This is a genomic window from Streptosporangiales bacterium, from assembly GCA_009379825.1.
GTDB lineage: Bacteria > Actinomycetota > Actinomycetes > Streptosporangiales > WHST01 > WHST01.
Genome location: WHTA01000050.1, coordinates 16,280 through 30,983, shown reverse-complemented (window position 1 = coordinate 30,983; position 14,704 = coordinate 16,280). Strand labels below are relative to the sequence as shown.

The window sequence follows — 14,704 nt, the reverse complement described above, 5'->3', positions numbered from 1 at the left end:
ACCGTCGGCTGCCTACCACTGCAAGTCGGACATCGTTGCTCCTTCAGGACGTCGGTCGGATGGTTGCCTGGGGTTCACCACTGCATGTCGCGCATTGCGGGCTCCTTGTTGGTCGTGGGGGTGGTGGTTGGTCGGGGGTTCACCACTGCATGTCGCGCATTGCGGGCTCCTTGTTGGTCGTGGGGGTGGTGGTTGGTCGGGGGTTCACCACTGCATGTCGCGCATCGCAGTTACTCCCTGCCTGTCGTCTCGGTGCCAGGTGACGGACGAGTGTCTTCCGCGGAACTCGCTCGTTAGCAGGATGCGACCGGCCTTCGTACGGGGGTACTTCATTCCGCGTCACACCTCCGCATCAGACGCGTACCGGCAAAAGCGCCAGTACGGTTGCCGTGTCGCTACGTCCACATAGCGGCAGTCCAGAGCGGAGTGAGGTGTTGCCTTCACGGACGCCTTGGGCAGTACGCCGATCTGGCAGCGACACTCTCAATCCGTGCTTTCGTTGAAAGTTTTGCGCACGGGGTTTCGCGGTGTCGACAATGCAGGCTGTGCACAGACGCGGCGTACCCGGTGCACGGGGGGCATGCGGAGAGTAAGCTCGGATAGACAGATCGGCGTGATTAGTTGCAAACGCGCGCTTGGCGGCCGGGGGAGGTGGCTCGCGGGGAGGTGTTTCAGTGTCTGCGGCTCGGGGGCTTCGGAGCCTGCCGTTCATGCAGCTACCGCTGCTCCTTCGCGCTTACATTAGCTTCGTCGTCCTCTCTGCGGTAGGTCTGTTCAGCGCGCTGCTGTTCTGGGAACCGCCGACCTTCGACGATCTCGGTCTGCTGGCCTTCCTGCTGTTGTGTGGCGCGGTCGTTGCCGAGACCAGCCGCGGCTTCGTGCGCGGCCTCTCCGGCGGCTTCACGCAGGATCTGAACACCATCTGGAAGCTGCCGATCCTGCTGATCCTGCCGCCCGCACTCGCGTTGCCGGCAACGTTGTTCCTCACCCTGCTGTGGGCGCAGTCGGTCCGCAAGTCGATCAAGCTGCACCGCCGGGCGTTCAACGTGGCCATGATGGGCGTGGGCGACATGCTGGCCGCGTTCTTCTTCCAGGCCAGCATGCCGACCGACGGCGGGCTGCTGTGGTTCGTCGCGCTCGGCGTCGTCGCCGGCGTGCTGACCCGTACCGTCAACCACCTGTTCCTCGCCGGCATCATCCTGATCACGCGGTCCGGGTCGCTACGGCGGCTGGTGCTGGACAGGGAGGTCTTCGCGTACGCCGGCGTGGAGATCTGCGTCGGGTTGATCGTGGCGCTGTTGGCGGTCCAGTCGGCTCTGCTGGTGGTGATCGCGGTGCCGCCGGTGATCATGCTGCATCGGAGTCTGTTGCACGAGCAGCTGCGCAACATGTCGCGTACGGATGCGAAGACCGAGGTGCTGAACGCCGGTGCGTGGGAGCACGATGCGAAGGAGGAGCTCGCTCGGGCGAAGAAGGCCGGCGAGTCCACCAGCGTCCTGCTCTGCGACATCGACCACTTCAAGTTGGTCAACGACGAGCACGGTCACCTTGCCGGCGACACCGCGCTGCGGGTGGTCGCGCAGCGGTTGAAGGCGTTGCTGCGGCAGGGCGACATCCTCGGGCGGTTCGGTGGCGAGGAGTTCGTGATCTTGCTGTCCGGGATCGGCGTGGTCAACGCGAGGTCGATCGCCGAGCGGCTCCGCCGTAACGTCGCCGCCGACCCGGTGTCCACCGAGACCGGCAACATCCGGCTCACCGTCTCGCTCGGCGTGGCGACCCTGGAGGAGTCGGACGGCTCGCTGGCGGAGATGATGGCCGCCGCCGACGAGGCGCTGTACGCCGCCAAGCGCGGCGGGCGCAACCAGGTGGTCGTCGCGCGGAAGCTGGGCAACCGCAACCGCACGACGGTGCACGACACCGGGCTGGCCGAACCGCAGGACGGCGGGCGTGCCTCCGACGCGGACGCCACCGATGGGGCGGAGAAGCCCGCAGGAGAGCCGGTCAGGCACGAGCGCTAACAGCCGCGCTTGCAATTGTTAGCACCGTGTGCGAGAGTGGCTGCATGCCCAGCCTCGACGTCGGAACGCTCGGCGCGTTCATCAGGGAGCAGCGCGAGAAGGCGCACATCTCCGTGCGCGAGCTGGCCAAGACGGCCGGGGTCTCGAACCCGTACCTCAGTCAGATCGAGCGCGGGTTGCGGCGGCCGAGCGCGGAGATACTCCAGCAGATCGCCAAGGGGCTGCGGATCTCCGCCGAGGCGTTGTACATACGGGCGGGCATCTTGGAAGACCGTCGTTCCGACACCGAGGTAGCGAAGGCGATCGTCGCCGACGAGCACCTGTCGGAGCGGCAGAAGGAAGTGCTGCTCGAGATCTACGAGTCGTTCCGCAAGGAGAACGACTCGTCCGATGGCGAGCAGCCGAGCTCGACCAGCGCGAAGACGCGCAAGCGTGCGGCCGCCAAGGCGGCGGCCGAGGCAGCGCCGACCACGGCGGTCGACTAGGACGGCCGCGCGACCCACCGTGTAGGCACTGCCGCCAGCACCGACCCCACCCAGGGAAGTTTGGAGTATGCCCATGTCACCTCTGACCGACGTTCGTAGTGAGATCACCAAGGCCTTCGAGTCCGGCGACGTGCCCAAGCCGCTTTACGCCGTGGCCGGTGTCGGCGGGCTCGCCGTGGAGAAGCTGCGCGACGCGGAGCAGCGGGTCCGTGCGTTGCAGATCGAGCAGCGCATCGCGGGCCTCGGTGACGGCGCCCGCGCCCTGCCCGGCAGGGTGCAGACCGTGCCCGACAGGGTCCGCGAGCTGCCCGCCACCGTGGTCAACGCGGCGCTGAGCGCCGGCGACCGCGCCGGCAGCGTCTACGACGACCTCAGCGAGCGCGGCAAGAAGCTCGTCGACGGCTGGACGGCCGTGACGATCACCGACGCCCCGGCGAAGAAGGCCGAGCAGAGCGACGGCACGGCGACCAAGACCGCCGCGAAGAAGACGGCCGCCAAGACCGGCACCGCGAAGACCGGCACCAAGAGCACGGCCGCGAAGAGCACCGGCAGCAAGTCGACGAAGGCGGCCACCGGCAAGAGCACCACGAAGAAGGCGTGACCTCCGCAGATCTCCACCGACCGCCGTCCGTACCGAACGCTGGTACGGACGGCGGTCTCGTTACCGGGCGAATCCCAGTAGGCTGGCACCGTGCCTTTCTCGCTGCATCCGTGGTTCTGGCCGCTGGACCTGCTCCAGCTGGTGCTCGTAGTGCTGGTCATCGGCGTGGAGATCGTCGCGCTGATCGACTCGATGATCCGGCCGTCGAAGGCGTACGAGGCGGCCAGCAAGCAGTCGAAGGCGTTCTGGATGATCATCCTCGGTGTCGCCACCGCGGCCACCCTGGTGCTGGGTGGCGCGGGCCCGTTCGGCATCTTCGGCATCATCGGCCTGATCGCGGCGCTGGTCTATATGGTGGACGTGCGGCCGGCGATCCGCGGGCTCAGCCGCGGCGGTTACTGAGCTGCCGGGGCGCGATGCGTCCACCGCGCACCGAGCTGATCGAGCACGGCGGCGGCGCCGTCGAGTACCTGGTCACCCGCACCGGTAGCCCGGTGACGGTCTACGCGCACGGCGTGCTCGGTTCGATCGCCCAGACCCGGCCGCTGGCCGGCGGCGTCCCGGGGACGGCGGCGTTCCTGCACTTCCGCGGGCACGGCCGCAGCCGGGCCGGGGACGGTCGGTGGGACTACCGGGCGCTCGCCGGCGAGCTCGCCGCCGTCGCCGACCATGTCGCGGCCACCAGGGCGCTGGGGATCTCGCTGGGGGCCGGCGCCATCATGTCGCTGCTTGCGGCCGAGCCCGACCGGTTCGACCGCGTCGCACTCCTGTTTCCCGCCGCGGTGAACGCACCCCGCGGCGGCGTGGCGCAGGCGATCTGGGCGTCACTGGCTACGCGGATGGCGCGGACGTGTCCGGCGTGGCGCGGTCGCTGGTGGCCGCACAGCCGGCCGCCGTCGGCAGGCTCCCCGAGGTCGGTGAGCACTACCGGCGGTTGGCCGAGTACCTGGTCGGGACGGGCAGTCCCGACCAGCTGGCCATGGCGTTGCGTACGTTCCCGCAGGCGGCGCCAGTCACCGACCGCGAGGCGCTGCGGCGCGTACGCGCGCCGGTCCTCGTCGTCGGGCAGCCGGACGATCCACTGCACCCGCTCGAGGTGGCGAAGGAGCTGGCCGAGCTGCTGCCGGCGGGGCAGCTGCACGTACTGAGTTCGCCGGACGCCCTGTGGTCCGGCCGGGCGGAGGTGCGTGCAGTGCTCACCGAGTTCTTCGGCGAACACTGACGCACCGCCGTCGGTCCAGCCTCAGCCGTTGTTCGCGAGTACCCGCAGCCGGTCGTAGGACCCGTTGAAGACGTCCTGGTCGCCCGGGTACCTGCCCTCGTTGTCGGTCTGCCAGAAGGTGTAGTAGCTCCAGCCGTTGGGCAGCTCACCCGGACTGCTCGCCCACCTGGCGATCCACAGCGGGTTGTTGTCGGCGAAGCCGCCGTAGTTGCCGGTGCACTGCTTCCACCAGCTGGTGGTGGTGTAGATGACCGCCCACCGCCCGGTGCGGTCGTGGTACGTGTTGATGAAGTCGGCTATCCAGTTGCGCATGGCCGACTGGCCGAGGCCGTAGCAGGCGTCACCGCTCGGCGCATACTCGATGTCGAGCACGCCGGGCAGCGTCTGGTTGTCGGCCGACCAGGCGCCGCCGTGGTCGGCGAAGTAGTTCGCCTGCGCGCCGCCGCTGGCACCGTCCGGCCGCGCGAAGTGGTAGGCGCCGCGGACGAAGCCGGCGTTGTACGAGCCGACGTAGTTGTCGGCGAACTTCGGGTCGCGGTACGACGTGCCCTCGGTCGCCTTGATGTAGGTGAACCGCGCGCCGTCGTCGTAGACGGCCGGCCAGTTGATGTCGCCCTGCCAGTGGCTGACGTCGTTGCCCTGCACCGACGCGTAGGTGTTGTTGTCCTGCTTGGTGCTGCTGCCGGCGCCCGCGCCGTCTCCTTCGTGCTCGGCGACCTGGGAGCCCATGTAGTGCTCCTTCGGGTCGCCCAGCCGGAACTTGCCGTTGTGCCCCTCGTCCGCGTTCGCGGCCGGGAGGGCGGTGAAGGTGGCGGCACAGGTCAACAGGCCGGCGGCGAGCAGCGCGAGGCGCTGCTTGGGTTGTCGGGAACCTGGGGTCGGGAAGGTCATCGAGGGCTCCTTGGGGGTAGAGCGTGGCACCTGCCTGTCGACGTTGCGTAGTTCGACAGGCACTGTGAGTCTGATCCCCTTTTGGGTGGCCATCAACCAGGGCGGACGCACAGTGAAGGCCGCGGAGGCACCCGCCGCGCCGGCGTGGCGGGGCCGAAAATGTGGCGACCGTCTCGTCCGGCCGGCTCGGACCACGTCCGGTGCCTGGACTACCGTCGGGGTATGGAGCTGAGCCTGGTGCAAGGTGATATCACCGAGCAGCGAGTCGACGCCTTGGTCAACGCAGCGAACTCGTCGTTGCTCGGCGGTGGCGGCGTGGACGGCGCGATCCACCGCAAGGGTGGCCCGCTCATCCTGCGCGAGTGTCAGGACATCAGGCGCACCGACTACCCCGACGGCCTGCCGGTCGGCAAGGCCGTGGCCACGACCGCAGGCGACCTGGCGGCGACGTGGGTCATCCACACCGTCGGCCCGGTCTACTCGGACGACGACGACAGGGCCGACCAGCTCGCGTCCTGTCACCGCGAGGCGCTGCGGCTCGCCGACGAGCTCGGCGTACGGACGATCGCGTTCCCGGCCATCTCCACGGGTGTGTACCGCTACCCGGTAGCGGACGCGGCGCGGATCGCCGTGGGCGCGGTGCGGGATGCGGACACGAAGGTGTCCGAGGTGCGCTTCGTGCTGTTCGACCAGCCGGCGTACGAGGCGTTCGCCAGCGCGTTCGCGTAGCGACGTGACGGCGCGGGTCGCGGTGGCCGCGCCCCGCCTGCCTGGGTGCTCGACGGGCGAGGCGCGACCCCGGCCGAAGCACCACACGACGTAGGACCCCGGGTCGACACAGGCGGCGAGCTGAGGGCTGACTCTTGGCTGTTTCCCCCGAGGGCCGATGCCGAGTTGGGCACCACTTCGGCGTACCGCCACGCCCGAGTTTGTGTGTCGCCGAGCACCTGGCGCAAGGGATCACGTGAAGCTAAGTTACGCATCGTCTTGGTGCTGCTGCTGTCGGTAGTGTGCGCGTACTCGTCCCGCGGGCGAGCAAGCTGATTACCGTAAAGCGCATGCTGCCCCCGTTCGCCTGGCGTCCACTGACCCTCGTCTGCGTCGCCGTGGCGGCCGTGCTCACCGGTTGCTCGCCGCGGTACGGGTTCCACAGGGACGAGCTCTACTTCGTCGTGGCGGGGCAGCACCCGGCGCTCGGTCACGTCGACCAGCCACCGCTGACGCCGTTGGTCGCGCGGTTGGCCAGCGTGCTGCTCGGGGACACGCCGGTCGCGCTGCGGGTGCCGGCGACGCTGGCCACCGTCGCCACGGTGGTGGTCGTCGCGCTCATCGCCCGCGAGCTCGGCGGGCACGCGGCGGCGCAGCTGGTGGCGGCGGGCTGTGCGGCGGTATCGAGCTACCTGGTGGTGGTCGGCCACATGCTGTCCACCGCCACGTTCGACCTGCTGTGCTGGCTGCTCGCCTGCTGGCTGTTGCTACGTGTGCTGCGTACCGGCGACGGCCGCTGGTGGGTCGCGGCCGGCGCGGTGGTCGGCGTGGCGTTCCTGAACAAGTACCTGATCGTGCTGCTCGTCGGCAGCGTCGCCGTCGCGCTGCTGACGCTCGGTCCGCGTGACGTGCTGCGCACCTGGTGGCTGCCGGTCGGGATCGTCGTGGCGCTCGGTATCGCGGCGCCGAACCTGTGGTGGCAGGCGGCCAACGGCTGGCCGCAGCTCACGGTGGCCGGCGGGATCAGCGCCGACGACGGCGCGGAGAACCGGATCGGCTTCGTCCCCGAGCAGCTGCTGTACCTCTCGCCGGGCTTCGTGCCGGTCTGGCTGGCCGGGCTGGTGCGGTTCTTCCGCGAAGGTGCGTTGCGGCGGTTGCGTGCGGTCGCGGCGGCGTACCCCGTCGCGTGCGCGGTCGCCCTGGTCGCCGGCGGCAAGTCGTACTACGTGCTGCCGCTGCTCGTGGTGCTGCTCGCCGCCGGGGTGGAGCCGACGCTCGCGTGGTTACGGCGTGGTCGGGTGGCGCTGCGCCGCATGCTCGCCGGGTTCGTCGTCGGCACGACGGTCGTCGCCACCGCGGTGATCGGGTTGCCGGTGCTGCCGCCGGCGGCACTGGACGACGCCGGCGTGCTCGCCGTCAACAAGGAGACCGGCGAGCAGTACGGCTGGCCCGGGCTGGTGGCGACCGTGGCGGCCGGCTGGCGACAGGTGCCCGGCGGCCGGCGCGACGGCGCGGTGATCCTCACCGACAACTACGGGCAGGCGGGTGCGATCTGGGTGTACGGACCGCGGCACGGGTTGCCGCGCCCGTACTCCGGCCACATGTCGTTCGCCGACTGGCGCCGACCGCCGGACGCCGCGTCCGGGCCGGTGCTGCTGGTGCACCAACGCGATGACCGTGGGCTGCGGCGGTGGTTCACCGGCTGCCGGCAGCTGGCCACCCACCACAACGCCGCGGGCCTGGCCAACGAGGAGCACGGCGCCGCTGGTCGTGCTCTGTGCCGGTGCGCGCGAACCGTGGTCCGCGCTCTGGCCGCGGCTGCGGCACTACTACTGAGGTGCGGTCACGTGGCCGGCTTGGTCGGTGATGGTCCAGTGACCGACCTCCCGGTAGCCCGAGTCGTACACGACCGAACCGTCCCCGGGCGCCAGGGCGAAGTGGCGTACGTTGCCCGCCCAGTACCGCAGAATGCGGCCGAGCTCGCGCTCGGCCTTCCCGTCGAACCCGTCCATGTCGACCTCGAGCACGAACTTCATCGGGCACTCCTCCCTCGGCTTCCTCGCCTTCAATTTTCTCATTGAAGTGTTAATTGGCACTTTGCTCGAGCTGGACATGGGCAAGGTGGGTAAAAGTCTCAACTCCTGCCGGAAGCTGCGCAGCTGCTGGCAGGGCTCGTGGTGGGAGGAGGGATACTTGCCGTCCGAGCGAGCGTCGTGGGGAGGGCTGGGATGGCTGACACCGACCGGATGGGCCGTACACATCGGCTCGAGGTGTTCGATGCGGACGTCAGGGAGTGGGACGCGACCGTCCTGGATGTGTCCGAGGACGGCATCGTGTTGGACCGGTCGGCCTTCTATCCCGGTGGTGGTGGTCAGCCGCCGGATGAGGGCGTGTTGCTGTGGGGTGGCGTCGAGACGCACATCGACGGCGTGCGTAAGGGCGACGACCTCTACCTGGTGCCCCGTGAGGGTGACCCGCTGCCGCCGGTCGGTACGGCCGTACGGGGCGCCGTCGCGGACGAGCGGCGCAGCATGCTGATGCGCACGCACTCCGGCCTGCACGTGCTGTGCGGCGTGGTGTTCCGCGACTACGGCGCACTCGTCACCGGCGGCAACATGGAGCCCGGCGTCGCGCGGATGGACTTCAACCTGCCCGAGCTACCCGACGGCTTCCGCGAGCACATCGTGGAGGCGTGCAACGCCGAGGTGCACGCGGACCGCCGCATCGACGTGAAGGTACTGCCGTCCGACGAGGCGTTCCAGATCCCCGACATCATCCGCACCGCGCAGAACCTGTTGCCGCCCGGCATCGAGCAGGTGCGGATCATCGACATCGCCGGCCTCGACACCCAGGCCGACGGTGGCACGCACGTCGCGTCCACCAGGCAGATCGGCAGGATCGAGCTGGCGAAGGTGGAGAACAAGGGCAAGGGCTTCCGCCGCTGCCGGATCCGCGTCGTCGACTGACGCGGCGCGGGTCAGAGGTCGCGGTGGACGGTCCTGCCGTCCGCCTGGGCGCGGGGCTTCACCACCAGCAGGTCCACGTTGACGTGCGACGGGCGGGTCACGCACCAGCTGATGCAGTCGGCCACGTCGTCGGCGACCAGTGGCTCCGCGACGCCCGCGTACACCTTCTCCGCCCGTTCCTTGTCGCCGTCGAAGCGGCTCAGCGAGAACTCCTCGGTACGCACCATGCCGGGCGCCACCTCGGTGACCCGGACCGGCCGGCCGACCAGCTCAAGCCGCAGCGTCTTCGCCATCGCCGCCTGCGCGTACTTCGCCGCGTGGTAGCCGGCGCCACCCGGGTAGACCTCGTGGCCGGCGATCGAGCTGACGATCACGACGTAGCCGTCGCCGGTGCGTTCGAGCGCCGGCAACAGCGCACGGGTCACCCGCATGGTGCCCAGCACGTTCGCGTCGTACATGAACTGCCAGTCGTCGTCCTTGGCGTGCTCGACCGGGTCCTGGCCGCGCGCGCCGCCTGCGTTGTTCACCAGCACGTGGCAGTCGCCGGCGACCTCGACCAGCCGCTCCAGGTCCGCGTCGTCGGTGATGTCGCACGGCAACGGCGTGAGCTGCGGCCCCACCTCGGCGGCGAGCGCGTCCAGCCGTTCCTTGCGCCGCGCGACGGCGACGACCTCGAAGCCGGCCGCGGCGAGCTGTCGCGCGGTCGCGTACCCGATGCCGGTGCTCGCGCCGGTCACCACTGCGCGTCGGCTGCTCATCCATCCACCTCGCTCACCCGCCCTGTAGGACCCCGCCATGTTCTCAGGCGGCGGCGAGTGCGCACCCCCTGGCGTCTCGCGGAGTGAGCGGGTGGGAATGCGGCACGCCGCGCCGTTGGTTGTCGGTGTCGAGGTGATTCGGTGCCGTTGCCGTCAGTGACGCCACGACGAGTGGCCATGCTCTCCGTGCACACGTCCCCGCTCGACGGCCCCGGCAACGGTGACGCCGGCGGGATGAACGTCTACGTGCTCGAAGTCGCGAAGCGGCTCGCGGTGGCCGGCGTCGAGGTGGAGATCTTCACCAGGGCGACGTCCAGCGAGCTGCCACCGCGGGTGGACGTGGCGCCGGGGGTCACCGTCAACCACCTGCTCGCCGGCCCGTACGAGGGGCTGGCGAAGGAGGACCTAGCCGGGCAGCTGTGCGCGTTCACCGTGGGTGTGCTGCGCGCCGAGGCCAGGCAGCGGCCAGGCCACTACGACCTGGTGCACTCGCACTACTGGCTCTCCGGCCAGGTGGGCTGGGTGGCGAAGGAACGCTGGCGGGTGCCGCTTGTGCACAGCATGCACACCATGGCGAGGGTGAAGAACCTGTCGCTGGCCGACGGCGACCGCCCGGAGCCGGCCGCGCGGGAGATCGGCGAGTCCCAGGTGGTCGCCGCGGCGGACCGGCTGGTGGGCAACACCACCGACGAGACCGACCAGCTGGTGCGGTTGTACGACGCCGACCCGTGGCGGACGTCTGTGGTGCATCCCGGTGTCGACCTGGATGTCTTCCGGCCGGGTAGCGCCGCCGCCGCGCGGCGCGCGCTCGGGCTGGAACGCGACGCCATCGTGCTGCTGTTCGCCGGACGGGTCCAGCCGCTGAAGGGCCCGGACGTGGTGGTCGACGCCGCCGCGCAGCTGCTCGCCGAGCGTCCGCAGCTGCGCGACCGGCTGGTCGTCGCGGTGGTGGGCGGCCCGAGCGGCACGGGCACCGGTCAGCTCGACGACCTCGTACGGCAGGCGCGGGCGCGCGGCATCGGCGACGCGGTGCGGTTCGTGCCCGCGGTGGCACCGGCCCGGCTGGCCGACTGGTACCGCGCGGCGACCGCCACCCTCGTGCCGTCGCACAGCGAGTCGTTCGGCCTGGTGGCCCTGGAGTCGCAGGCGTGCGGCACGCCGGTGGTCGCGGCCCGGGTAGGCGGCCTGCCGACGGCCGTCGCGGACGGTCGCACCGGCGTGCTCGTCGACGGTCACGACCCCCGGCACTACGCCGCGCCGGTCGCCGACCTGGTCGACCGCGCCGACCGGCGCGAGGCGATGGCGTGGGCGGCCGTACGGCACGCGGCGGCGTTCTCCTGGGACGCGACGGCCGAGGCACTGCTCGACGCGTACCGCGACACGATCGGCGCGTTCACCGCCGACGTGCAAGGCTTGTCCGCGTGACGGAGACAGCCGCCGCGGCCACCATCAGGGCCGTGCTCGGGGATGCCGGCCTGGGCTGGGAGGAGTCCGAGCCCGGCACGTTCGTGGTGACGCTGCCAGGCACGCACAAGCTGAAGACCACCTGCTCGCTGGCCGTCGGCGACCACAGCGTGTCGGTGAACGCGTTCGTCATCCGCGCGCCCGAGGAGAACCAGGCGGCCACCTACCGCTGGCTGCTCGACCGCAACCGCAAGGCGTACGGCGTGTACTTCGCGATCGACCAGCTGGGTGACGTCTACCTGGTCGGGCACATCCCGGCCGACTCGGTGACGGCCGCGGAGGTCGACCGGGTGCTCGGCAGTGTGGTGGAGTACGCCGACGGCAGCTTCGACAAGCTGCTCGAGCTCGGCTTCGCCGACGCCATCAGGCGGGAGTGGGCGTGGCGGGTGTCGCGGGGCGAGAGCCTGGCGAACCTGCAGGCGTTCCGTCACCTCACCGAGTAGGTCGCCGCTTCCTGCTGCCCCGCCGAAGGCCCGCGCGCACCGCCCGCTGGACCACCGGGCCTTGTTCGTCGAGCACCGCGGCGACGGCGGTGAGCTGGTCGAGCGCGGCCATCGCCGCGCCGCTGCCGGCCGGGTCGACGCCCTCGTACAGCTCGAGCCCGACGAACGCGGCCGCGACCGCGCGGGCGAACCCCGTGACGTCGAGGACCTCCGCAAGCGGCGAGCCGGCGAGCACCCGGTCGAGGACCTGCTCGATCTCCGTGATCCAGAGGTTGAGCCCGGCGGCGGTCGCGGGCGCGAGCCTGGCGTCGGTCTGCGCGCCGGCGAGCAGCTGCGCGAGCACGGCGACGTTGCCCTCGGCGTGTTCCTCGGTATGCAGCTCGCGGCCGAGCTGCAGCAGCTCCTGCAGCGACGTCACCTCGGCGAAGCGCGCGCGGTACCTGCCGACGTGCTCTTCCGCGCCGTGCCGGCAGGCCGCGGCGAGCAGCTCGTCGACGCTGCCGAAGTGGTAGAAGACCAGCGCCTGGTTGACGCCGGCGGACGTCGCGACGGTACGCGCGGAGACACCGGCGATGCCGTGCTCGGTCAGGCAGCTCAGCGCACCCGTGAGCAGCTTCTGGCGGGTGTCGTCGCCGCGCCTGTTCACGGCCGTCATACGCGGACCTCCGCGCGCACCGGACGCAGCGGCTCGGGCAGCGCATCCGGTGCCGGTCCGAACTCGGCCGCGAACGACCCGTCGTACCCGAACAGCGGGCCGAACCTGCGGTTCTCCACCCGCACCCGGATGCGGAACCGGCCGGCGGCGTCGTCGTACGACTCGTGCACGTGGGCGTCGCCGGCGACGACATCGGGTACCCGTACGTCCACCGGCCCTTCACGGAACCGATGTGCGCCCGACCGGATGTGCAGGCCGCCGGAAGCGTCCACGGACAGGTGCAGGTCGGTCGCCAGGTGCTGGTGCGTGCCGAGGTAGTCGACGACGCAGCCGCGTTCCTCACTGAAGATCATGGCGGCGTCGAAGCGACGTGGCCGCTGGCCGGGGAACGCGAACGTACGGACGAACGAGACGGTCTCCCGCCCGTAGGGGTCGACGTACGGCACGTTCTCGATGACGAACGGCACGTCCCGGCCGCGGCGCGGCAGCAGGATGTTCCTGGTGCCGCCGAGCCGCAGGAACGGCTGCACGAACGGCTTGCCGTGCCAGATCCGCCGCATGGTGCCGCGGCCGGTGCACGCCACGCCGTTGTCCAGCCCGACGCCGAACCGACGCTGCAGCTGCGGGTGCAGCCGGGCGAAGTCGGGGCCGAGTGCGCGCTGGAAGATCGACGTCACGGGTGCTCCAGTCGGGTGAGTGGGTTGGGCGCCGGCTGCTTGCGGCATAGGCAGCGCCGGGCGGCGGGGGTGCCAGGCAGTGGCGGCAGTACGGCCGCCGCCGCGAGTGCGACCGCGGCGACGGCGGGTGCGTACGGCAGGCACCAGGCGGCGACGGCGATGACCGCGGCGCGCAGGGCTAGCTCGAGCAGGCCGTTGCGGAGTGCGCGCGCCGGTGTGATGCCGCGCTCGCACCACAGCCGCAGGCGGTCGAACGACCAGGCGGTGGCCCAGCCCATCAGCGGCCGGAGGACCAGCCGGTCGGCGAGCCGGCCGAACCGGCCCCAGCGCGGGGCGTAGTCGTAGCCGGTCAGGAAGCGCACGCCTGCGGCGGTCGGTACGTACCGCCAGTAGCCGTGCCCGTGCGCGAGCAGCGCAAGCGGGTGCGGTGACCGGAACCGCAGTACGGAGGTACGGGTGCCGTCGGCGCGGAACCGCTCGCCGGCCGCGATCCCCGTGCCGCCCACGACGAGGCCGGGCAGCAGCCGGGTCGCGTACCTGAACCGCTGCGGCGCGTGCGGCGCCGGCCTGGGCAGGTAGCTGATCTCCGTGAACCGCAGGTCCCAGCGCTCGTGCTGGCTGGGGTCCTGGGTGCGGTGCCAGATCAGGTCGAGATCCGCCCTGATCAGCGTCTCGACGTACAGGCTCATCGGTCTCCCACAGTTCTTGAGCGACTGCTCAAATCGGAAGCAGTCTAGCGGCTGTGCCGGGGGAGCGGGGGTGGTCGTCGCGGGTCGGGTCGATAGGCTCCGACGCGTGTCCGGGCCCGAGGTCGTGCTCGTGCGACGCAGCTGAGATCGGTGGAATGCAGGAGGCCGCTTCGATGGCGACGTTGGTGCTCGTACGACACGGCGAGAGCGTGTGGAATGCCGAGGGACTGTTTACCGGCTGGGTGGACGTCGACCTCTCCACCAAGGGTGAGGAGGAGGCGCAGCGCGCCGGCGACCTGCTGGTCGACGAGGGCGTGCTGCCCGACGTCCTGCACACCTCGGTGCTGCAGCGCGCCATCCGCACCGCGAACATCACGCTCGACGGCTGCGAGCGGCTGTGGATCCCCGTACGGCGCAGCTGGCGGCTGAACGAGCGCCACTACGGCGCGCTGCAGGGCAAGAACAAGGCGCAGACGCGCGAGGAGTTCGGCGAGGAACAGTTCATGGTCTGGCGGCGCTCGTACGACACCCCGCCGCCTCCGCTGCCCGACGACGACGAGCTCTCCCAGGTCGGCGACCCCAGGTACGCGTCGCTGCCGTCCGACGCGGTGCCGCGCACCGAGTGCCTGAAGGACGTGCTCGTGCGGATGCTCCCTTACTGGTACGACGCGCTCGTCCCCGACCTGCGTAGCGGCGCCACCGTCATGGTCGCGGCGCACGGCAACTCGTTGCGCGCGCTGGTGAAGCACCTCGACGACCTGGGGGACGAGGAGGTCGTCGAGCTGAACATCCCGACCGGCATCCCGCTGGTCTACGAGCTCGACGACGACATGCAGGTGCTCTCCAAGGGCTACCTCGACCCGGAGGCGGCCGAGGAGGCCATCGCCGCCGTCGCCGCCCAGGGGGCGAAGAAGTAGCCACGTGGTGTCAGGGCCGGTGTACGGCTTCTCACATCACGGGCAAAGGGATGGAACAGCAGCCACCGCCTCCGGTAAGCTGCGGACGCAGTAGGTCATGAGTGCCAGCGCAAAGCCCCGGCTTGCTGGCCGGCAACCCTCCTCCGCGGTGGGGTGCCCCGGGTGAAGACCTGGCCTGGCGTAGACAACGCCGGACAAGCGCGGATCCCG

Annotated in this window: 17 protein-coding genes, 1 pseudogene and 1 riboswitch; of the genes and pseudogenes, 11 read left to right on the top strand and 7 right to left on the bottom strand. The window is 70.6% G+C overall.

Annotated features, from left to right (window positions below; translation table 11 throughout):
* Positions 1-710 precede the first annotated feature (710 nt).
* From GEV07_21020 to GEV07_21005, 4 genes are all read left to right on the top strand, one after another.
* Positions 711-2,018: a diguanylate cyclase gene (locus tag GEV07_21020; protein MQA05096.1), complete on the top strand. Its 1,308-nt coding sequence runs from the start codon at positions 711-713 to the stop codon at positions 2,016-2,018.
* Between the two features lie 44 nt (positions 2,019-2,062).
* Positions 2,063-2,503, top strand: a complete 441-nt coding sequence (locus GEV07_21015; protein MQA05095.1) for a helix-turn-helix domain-containing protein — start codon at positions 2,063-2,065, stop codon at positions 2,501-2,503.
* 67 nt (positions 2,504-2,570) lie between these two features.
* A complete protein-coding gene (locus GEV07_21010; protein ID MQA05094.1) occupies positions 2,571-3,104 on the top strand; it encodes a hypothetical protein in 534 nt (177 codons plus the stop codon).
* 90 nt (positions 3,105-3,194) lie between these two features.
* Positions 3,195-3,506: a DUF2516 family protein gene (locus GEV07_21005; GenBank protein ID MQA05093.1), complete on the top strand. Its 312-nt coding sequence runs from the start codon at positions 3,195-3,197 to the stop codon at positions 3,504-3,506.
* Here GEV07_21005 and GEV07_21000 read toward each other — a convergent pair.
* On the bottom strand, positions 3,500-3,775 hold the full coding sequence (locus tag GEV07_21000) for a hypothetical protein (protein MQA05092.1): 276 nt from the start codon (positions 3,773-3,775) through the stop codon (positions 3,500-3,502). The genes GEV07_21005 and GEV07_21000 overlap by 7 nt on opposite strands.
* 188 nt (positions 3,776-3,963) lie before the next feature.
* Here GEV07_21000 and GEV07_20995 point away from each other — a divergent pair, with 188 nt between their 5' ends.
* Positions 3,964-4,326, top strand: a complete 363-nt coding sequence (locus tag GEV07_20995) for a hypothetical protein (GenBank protein ID MQA05091.1) — start codon at positions 3,964-3,966, stop codon at positions 4,324-4,326.
* A 21-nt stretch (positions 4,327-4,347) separates the two neighbouring features.
* Here GEV07_20995 and GEV07_20990 read toward each other — a convergent pair whose 3' ends face one another.
* Positions 4,348-5,217, bottom strand: a complete 870-nt coding sequence (locus tag GEV07_20990; GenBank protein ID MQA05090.1) for a lysozyme — start codon at positions 5,215-5,217, stop codon at positions 4,348-4,350.
* A gap of 222 nt (positions 5,218-5,439) precedes the next feature.
* Here GEV07_20990 and GEV07_20985 point away from each other — a divergent pair, with 222 nt between their 5' ends.
* A complete protein-coding gene (locus GEV07_20985) occupies positions 5,440-5,946 on the top strand; it encodes an O-acetyl-ADP-ribose deacetylase (GenBank protein MQA05089.1) in 507 nt (168 codons plus the stop codon).
* A gap of 329 nt (positions 5,947-6,275) precedes the next feature.
* Positions 6,276-7,761, top strand: a pseudogene (locus tag GEV07_20980) (hypothetical protein).
* On the opposite strand, the gene GEV07_20975 reads toward GEV07_20980, so the two are convergent.
* A complete protein-coding gene (locus GEV07_20975; GenBank protein ID MQA05088.1) occupies positions 7,755-7,961 on the bottom strand; it encodes a hypothetical protein in 207 nt (68 codons plus the stop codon). The pseudogene GEV07_20980 and the gene GEV07_20975 sit on opposite strands and share 7 nt — an antisense overlap.
* Before the next feature lie 192 nt (positions 7,962-8,153).
* On the opposite strand from GEV07_20975, the gene GEV07_20970 reads away from it, so the two are divergent.
* Positions 8,154-8,891: an alanyl-tRNA editing protein gene (locus GEV07_20970; GenBank protein MQA05087.1), complete on the top strand. Its 738-nt coding sequence runs from the start codon at positions 8,154-8,156 to the stop codon at positions 8,889-8,891.
* Positions 8,892-8,902: 11 nt separating this feature from the next.
* On the opposite strand, the gene GEV07_20965 is transcribed toward GEV07_20970, so the two are convergent.
* Positions 8,903-9,649, bottom strand: a complete 747-nt coding sequence (locus tag GEV07_20965) for an SDR family NAD(P)-dependent oxidoreductase (protein MQA05086.1) — start codon at positions 9,647-9,649, stop codon at positions 8,903-8,905.
* Positions 9,650-9,826: 177 nt separating this feature from the next.
* Between GEV07_20965 and mshA the strand changes: the two genes are divergently transcribed.
* Positions 9,827-11,074 carry a D-inositol-3-phosphate glycosyltransferase gene (gene mshA, locus GEV07_20960; GenBank protein MQA05085.1) on the top strand — a complete coding sequence of 416 codons (1,248 nt, stop codon included), beginning with the start codon at positions 9,827-9,829 and terminating at the stop codon, positions 11,072-11,074.
* Positions 11,071-11,556, top strand: coding sequence for a YbjN domain-containing protein (locus GEV07_20955; protein ID MQA05084.1), 486 nt, complete (start codon positions 11,071-11,073; stop codon positions 11,554-11,556). The genes mshA and GEV07_20955 overlap by 4 nt, the downstream gene beginning before the upstream one ends.
* On the opposite strand, the gene GEV07_20950 is transcribed toward GEV07_20955, so the two are convergent.
* From GEV07_20950 to GEV07_20940, 3 genes are read right to left on the bottom strand one after another with little or no spacing between them, the layout of a single operon-like run.
* A complete protein-coding gene (locus GEV07_20950) occupies positions 11,546-12,211 on the bottom strand; it encodes a TetR family transcriptional regulator (GenBank protein MQA05083.1) in 666 nt (221 codons plus the stop codon). The two genes, GEV07_20955 and GEV07_20950, sit on opposite strands and share 11 nt — an antisense overlap.
* Positions 12,208-12,888, bottom strand: coding sequence for a DUF4166 domain-containing protein (locus GEV07_20945; GenBank protein MQA05082.1), 681 nt, complete (start codon positions 12,886-12,888; stop codon positions 12,208-12,210). Before GEV07_20945 ends, GEV07_20950 begins: the two co-directional genes overlap by 4 nt.
* Positions 12,885-13,577, bottom strand: coding sequence for a hypothetical protein (locus tag GEV07_20940; GenBank protein ID MQA05081.1), 693 nt, complete (start codon positions 13,575-13,577; stop codon positions 12,885-12,887). Before GEV07_20940 ends, GEV07_20945 begins: the two co-directional genes overlap by 4 nt.
* A 173-nt stretch (positions 13,578-13,750) precedes the next feature.
* Between GEV07_20940 and GEV07_20935 the strand changes: the two genes are divergently transcribed.
* Positions 13,751-14,494: a phosphoglyceromutase gene (locus GEV07_20935; GenBank protein MQA05080.1), complete on the top strand. Its 744-nt coding sequence runs from the start codon at positions 13,751-13,753 to the stop codon at positions 14,492-14,494.
* A gap of 93 nt (positions 14,495-14,587) precedes the next feature.
* Positions 14,588-14,701: riboswitch (SAM riboswitch) on the top strand.
* Positions 14,702-14,704 lie beyond the last annotated feature (3 nt).

What these genes read in the sequence shown, in the direction of transcription:
- GEV07_21020 (MQA05096.1), top strand. Translation starts at nt 711, where the DNA reads ATGCAGCTACCGCTGCTCCTTCGCGCTTACATTAGCTTCGTCGTCCTC.
- GEV07_20965 (MQA05086.1), bottom strand. Translation starts at nt 9,649, where the DNA reads ATGAGCAGCCGACGCGCAGTGGTGACCGGCGCGAGCACCGGCATCGGG.
- GEV07_20935 (MQA05080.1), top strand. Translation starts at nt 13,751, where the DNA reads ATGGCGACGTTGGTGCTCGTACGACACGGCGAGAGCGTGTGGAATGCC.
- GEV07_20975 (MQA05088.1), bottom strand. Translation starts at nt 7,961, where the DNA reads ATGAAGTTCGTGCTCGAGGTCGACATGGACGGGTTCGACGGGAAGGCC.
- GEV07_20940 (MQA05081.1), bottom strand. Translation starts at nt 13,577, where the DNA reads ATGAGCCTGTACGTCGAGACGCTGATCAGGGCGGATCTCGACCTGATC.
- GEV07_21015 (MQA05095.1), top strand. Translation starts at nt 2,063, where the DNA reads ATGCCCAGCCTCGACGTCGGAACGCTCGGCGCGTTCATCAGGGAGCAG.
- GEV07_20970 (MQA05087.1), top strand. Translation starts at nt 8,154, where the DNA reads ATGGCTGACACCGACCGGATGGGCCGTACACATCGGCTCGAGGTGTTC.
- mshA (MQA05085.1), top strand. Translation starts at nt 9,827, where the DNA reads ATGCTCTCCGTGCACACGTCCCCGCTCGACGGCCCCGGCAACGGTGAC.
- GEV07_20985 (MQA05089.1), top strand. Translation starts at nt 5,440, where the DNA reads ATGGAGCTGAGCCTGGTGCAAGGTGATATCACCGAGCAGCGAGTCGAC.
- GEV07_20950 (MQA05083.1), bottom strand. Translation starts at nt 12,211, where the DNA reads ATGACGGCCGTGAACAGGCGCGGCGACGACACCCGCCAGAAGCTGCTC.
- GEV07_21000 (MQA05092.1), bottom strand. Translation starts at nt 3,775, where the DNA reads ATGGTCGGCGACGGCGGCGAGCTCGCCGGCGAGCGCCCGGTAGTCCCA.
- GEV07_21010 (MQA05094.1), top strand. Translation starts at nt 2,571, where the DNA reads ATGCCCATGTCACCTCTGACCGACGTTCGTAGTGAGATCACCAAGGCC.
- GEV07_20990 (MQA05090.1), bottom strand. Translation starts at nt 5,217, where the DNA reads ATGACCTTCCCGACCCCAGGTTCCCGACAACCCAAGCAGCGCCTCGCG.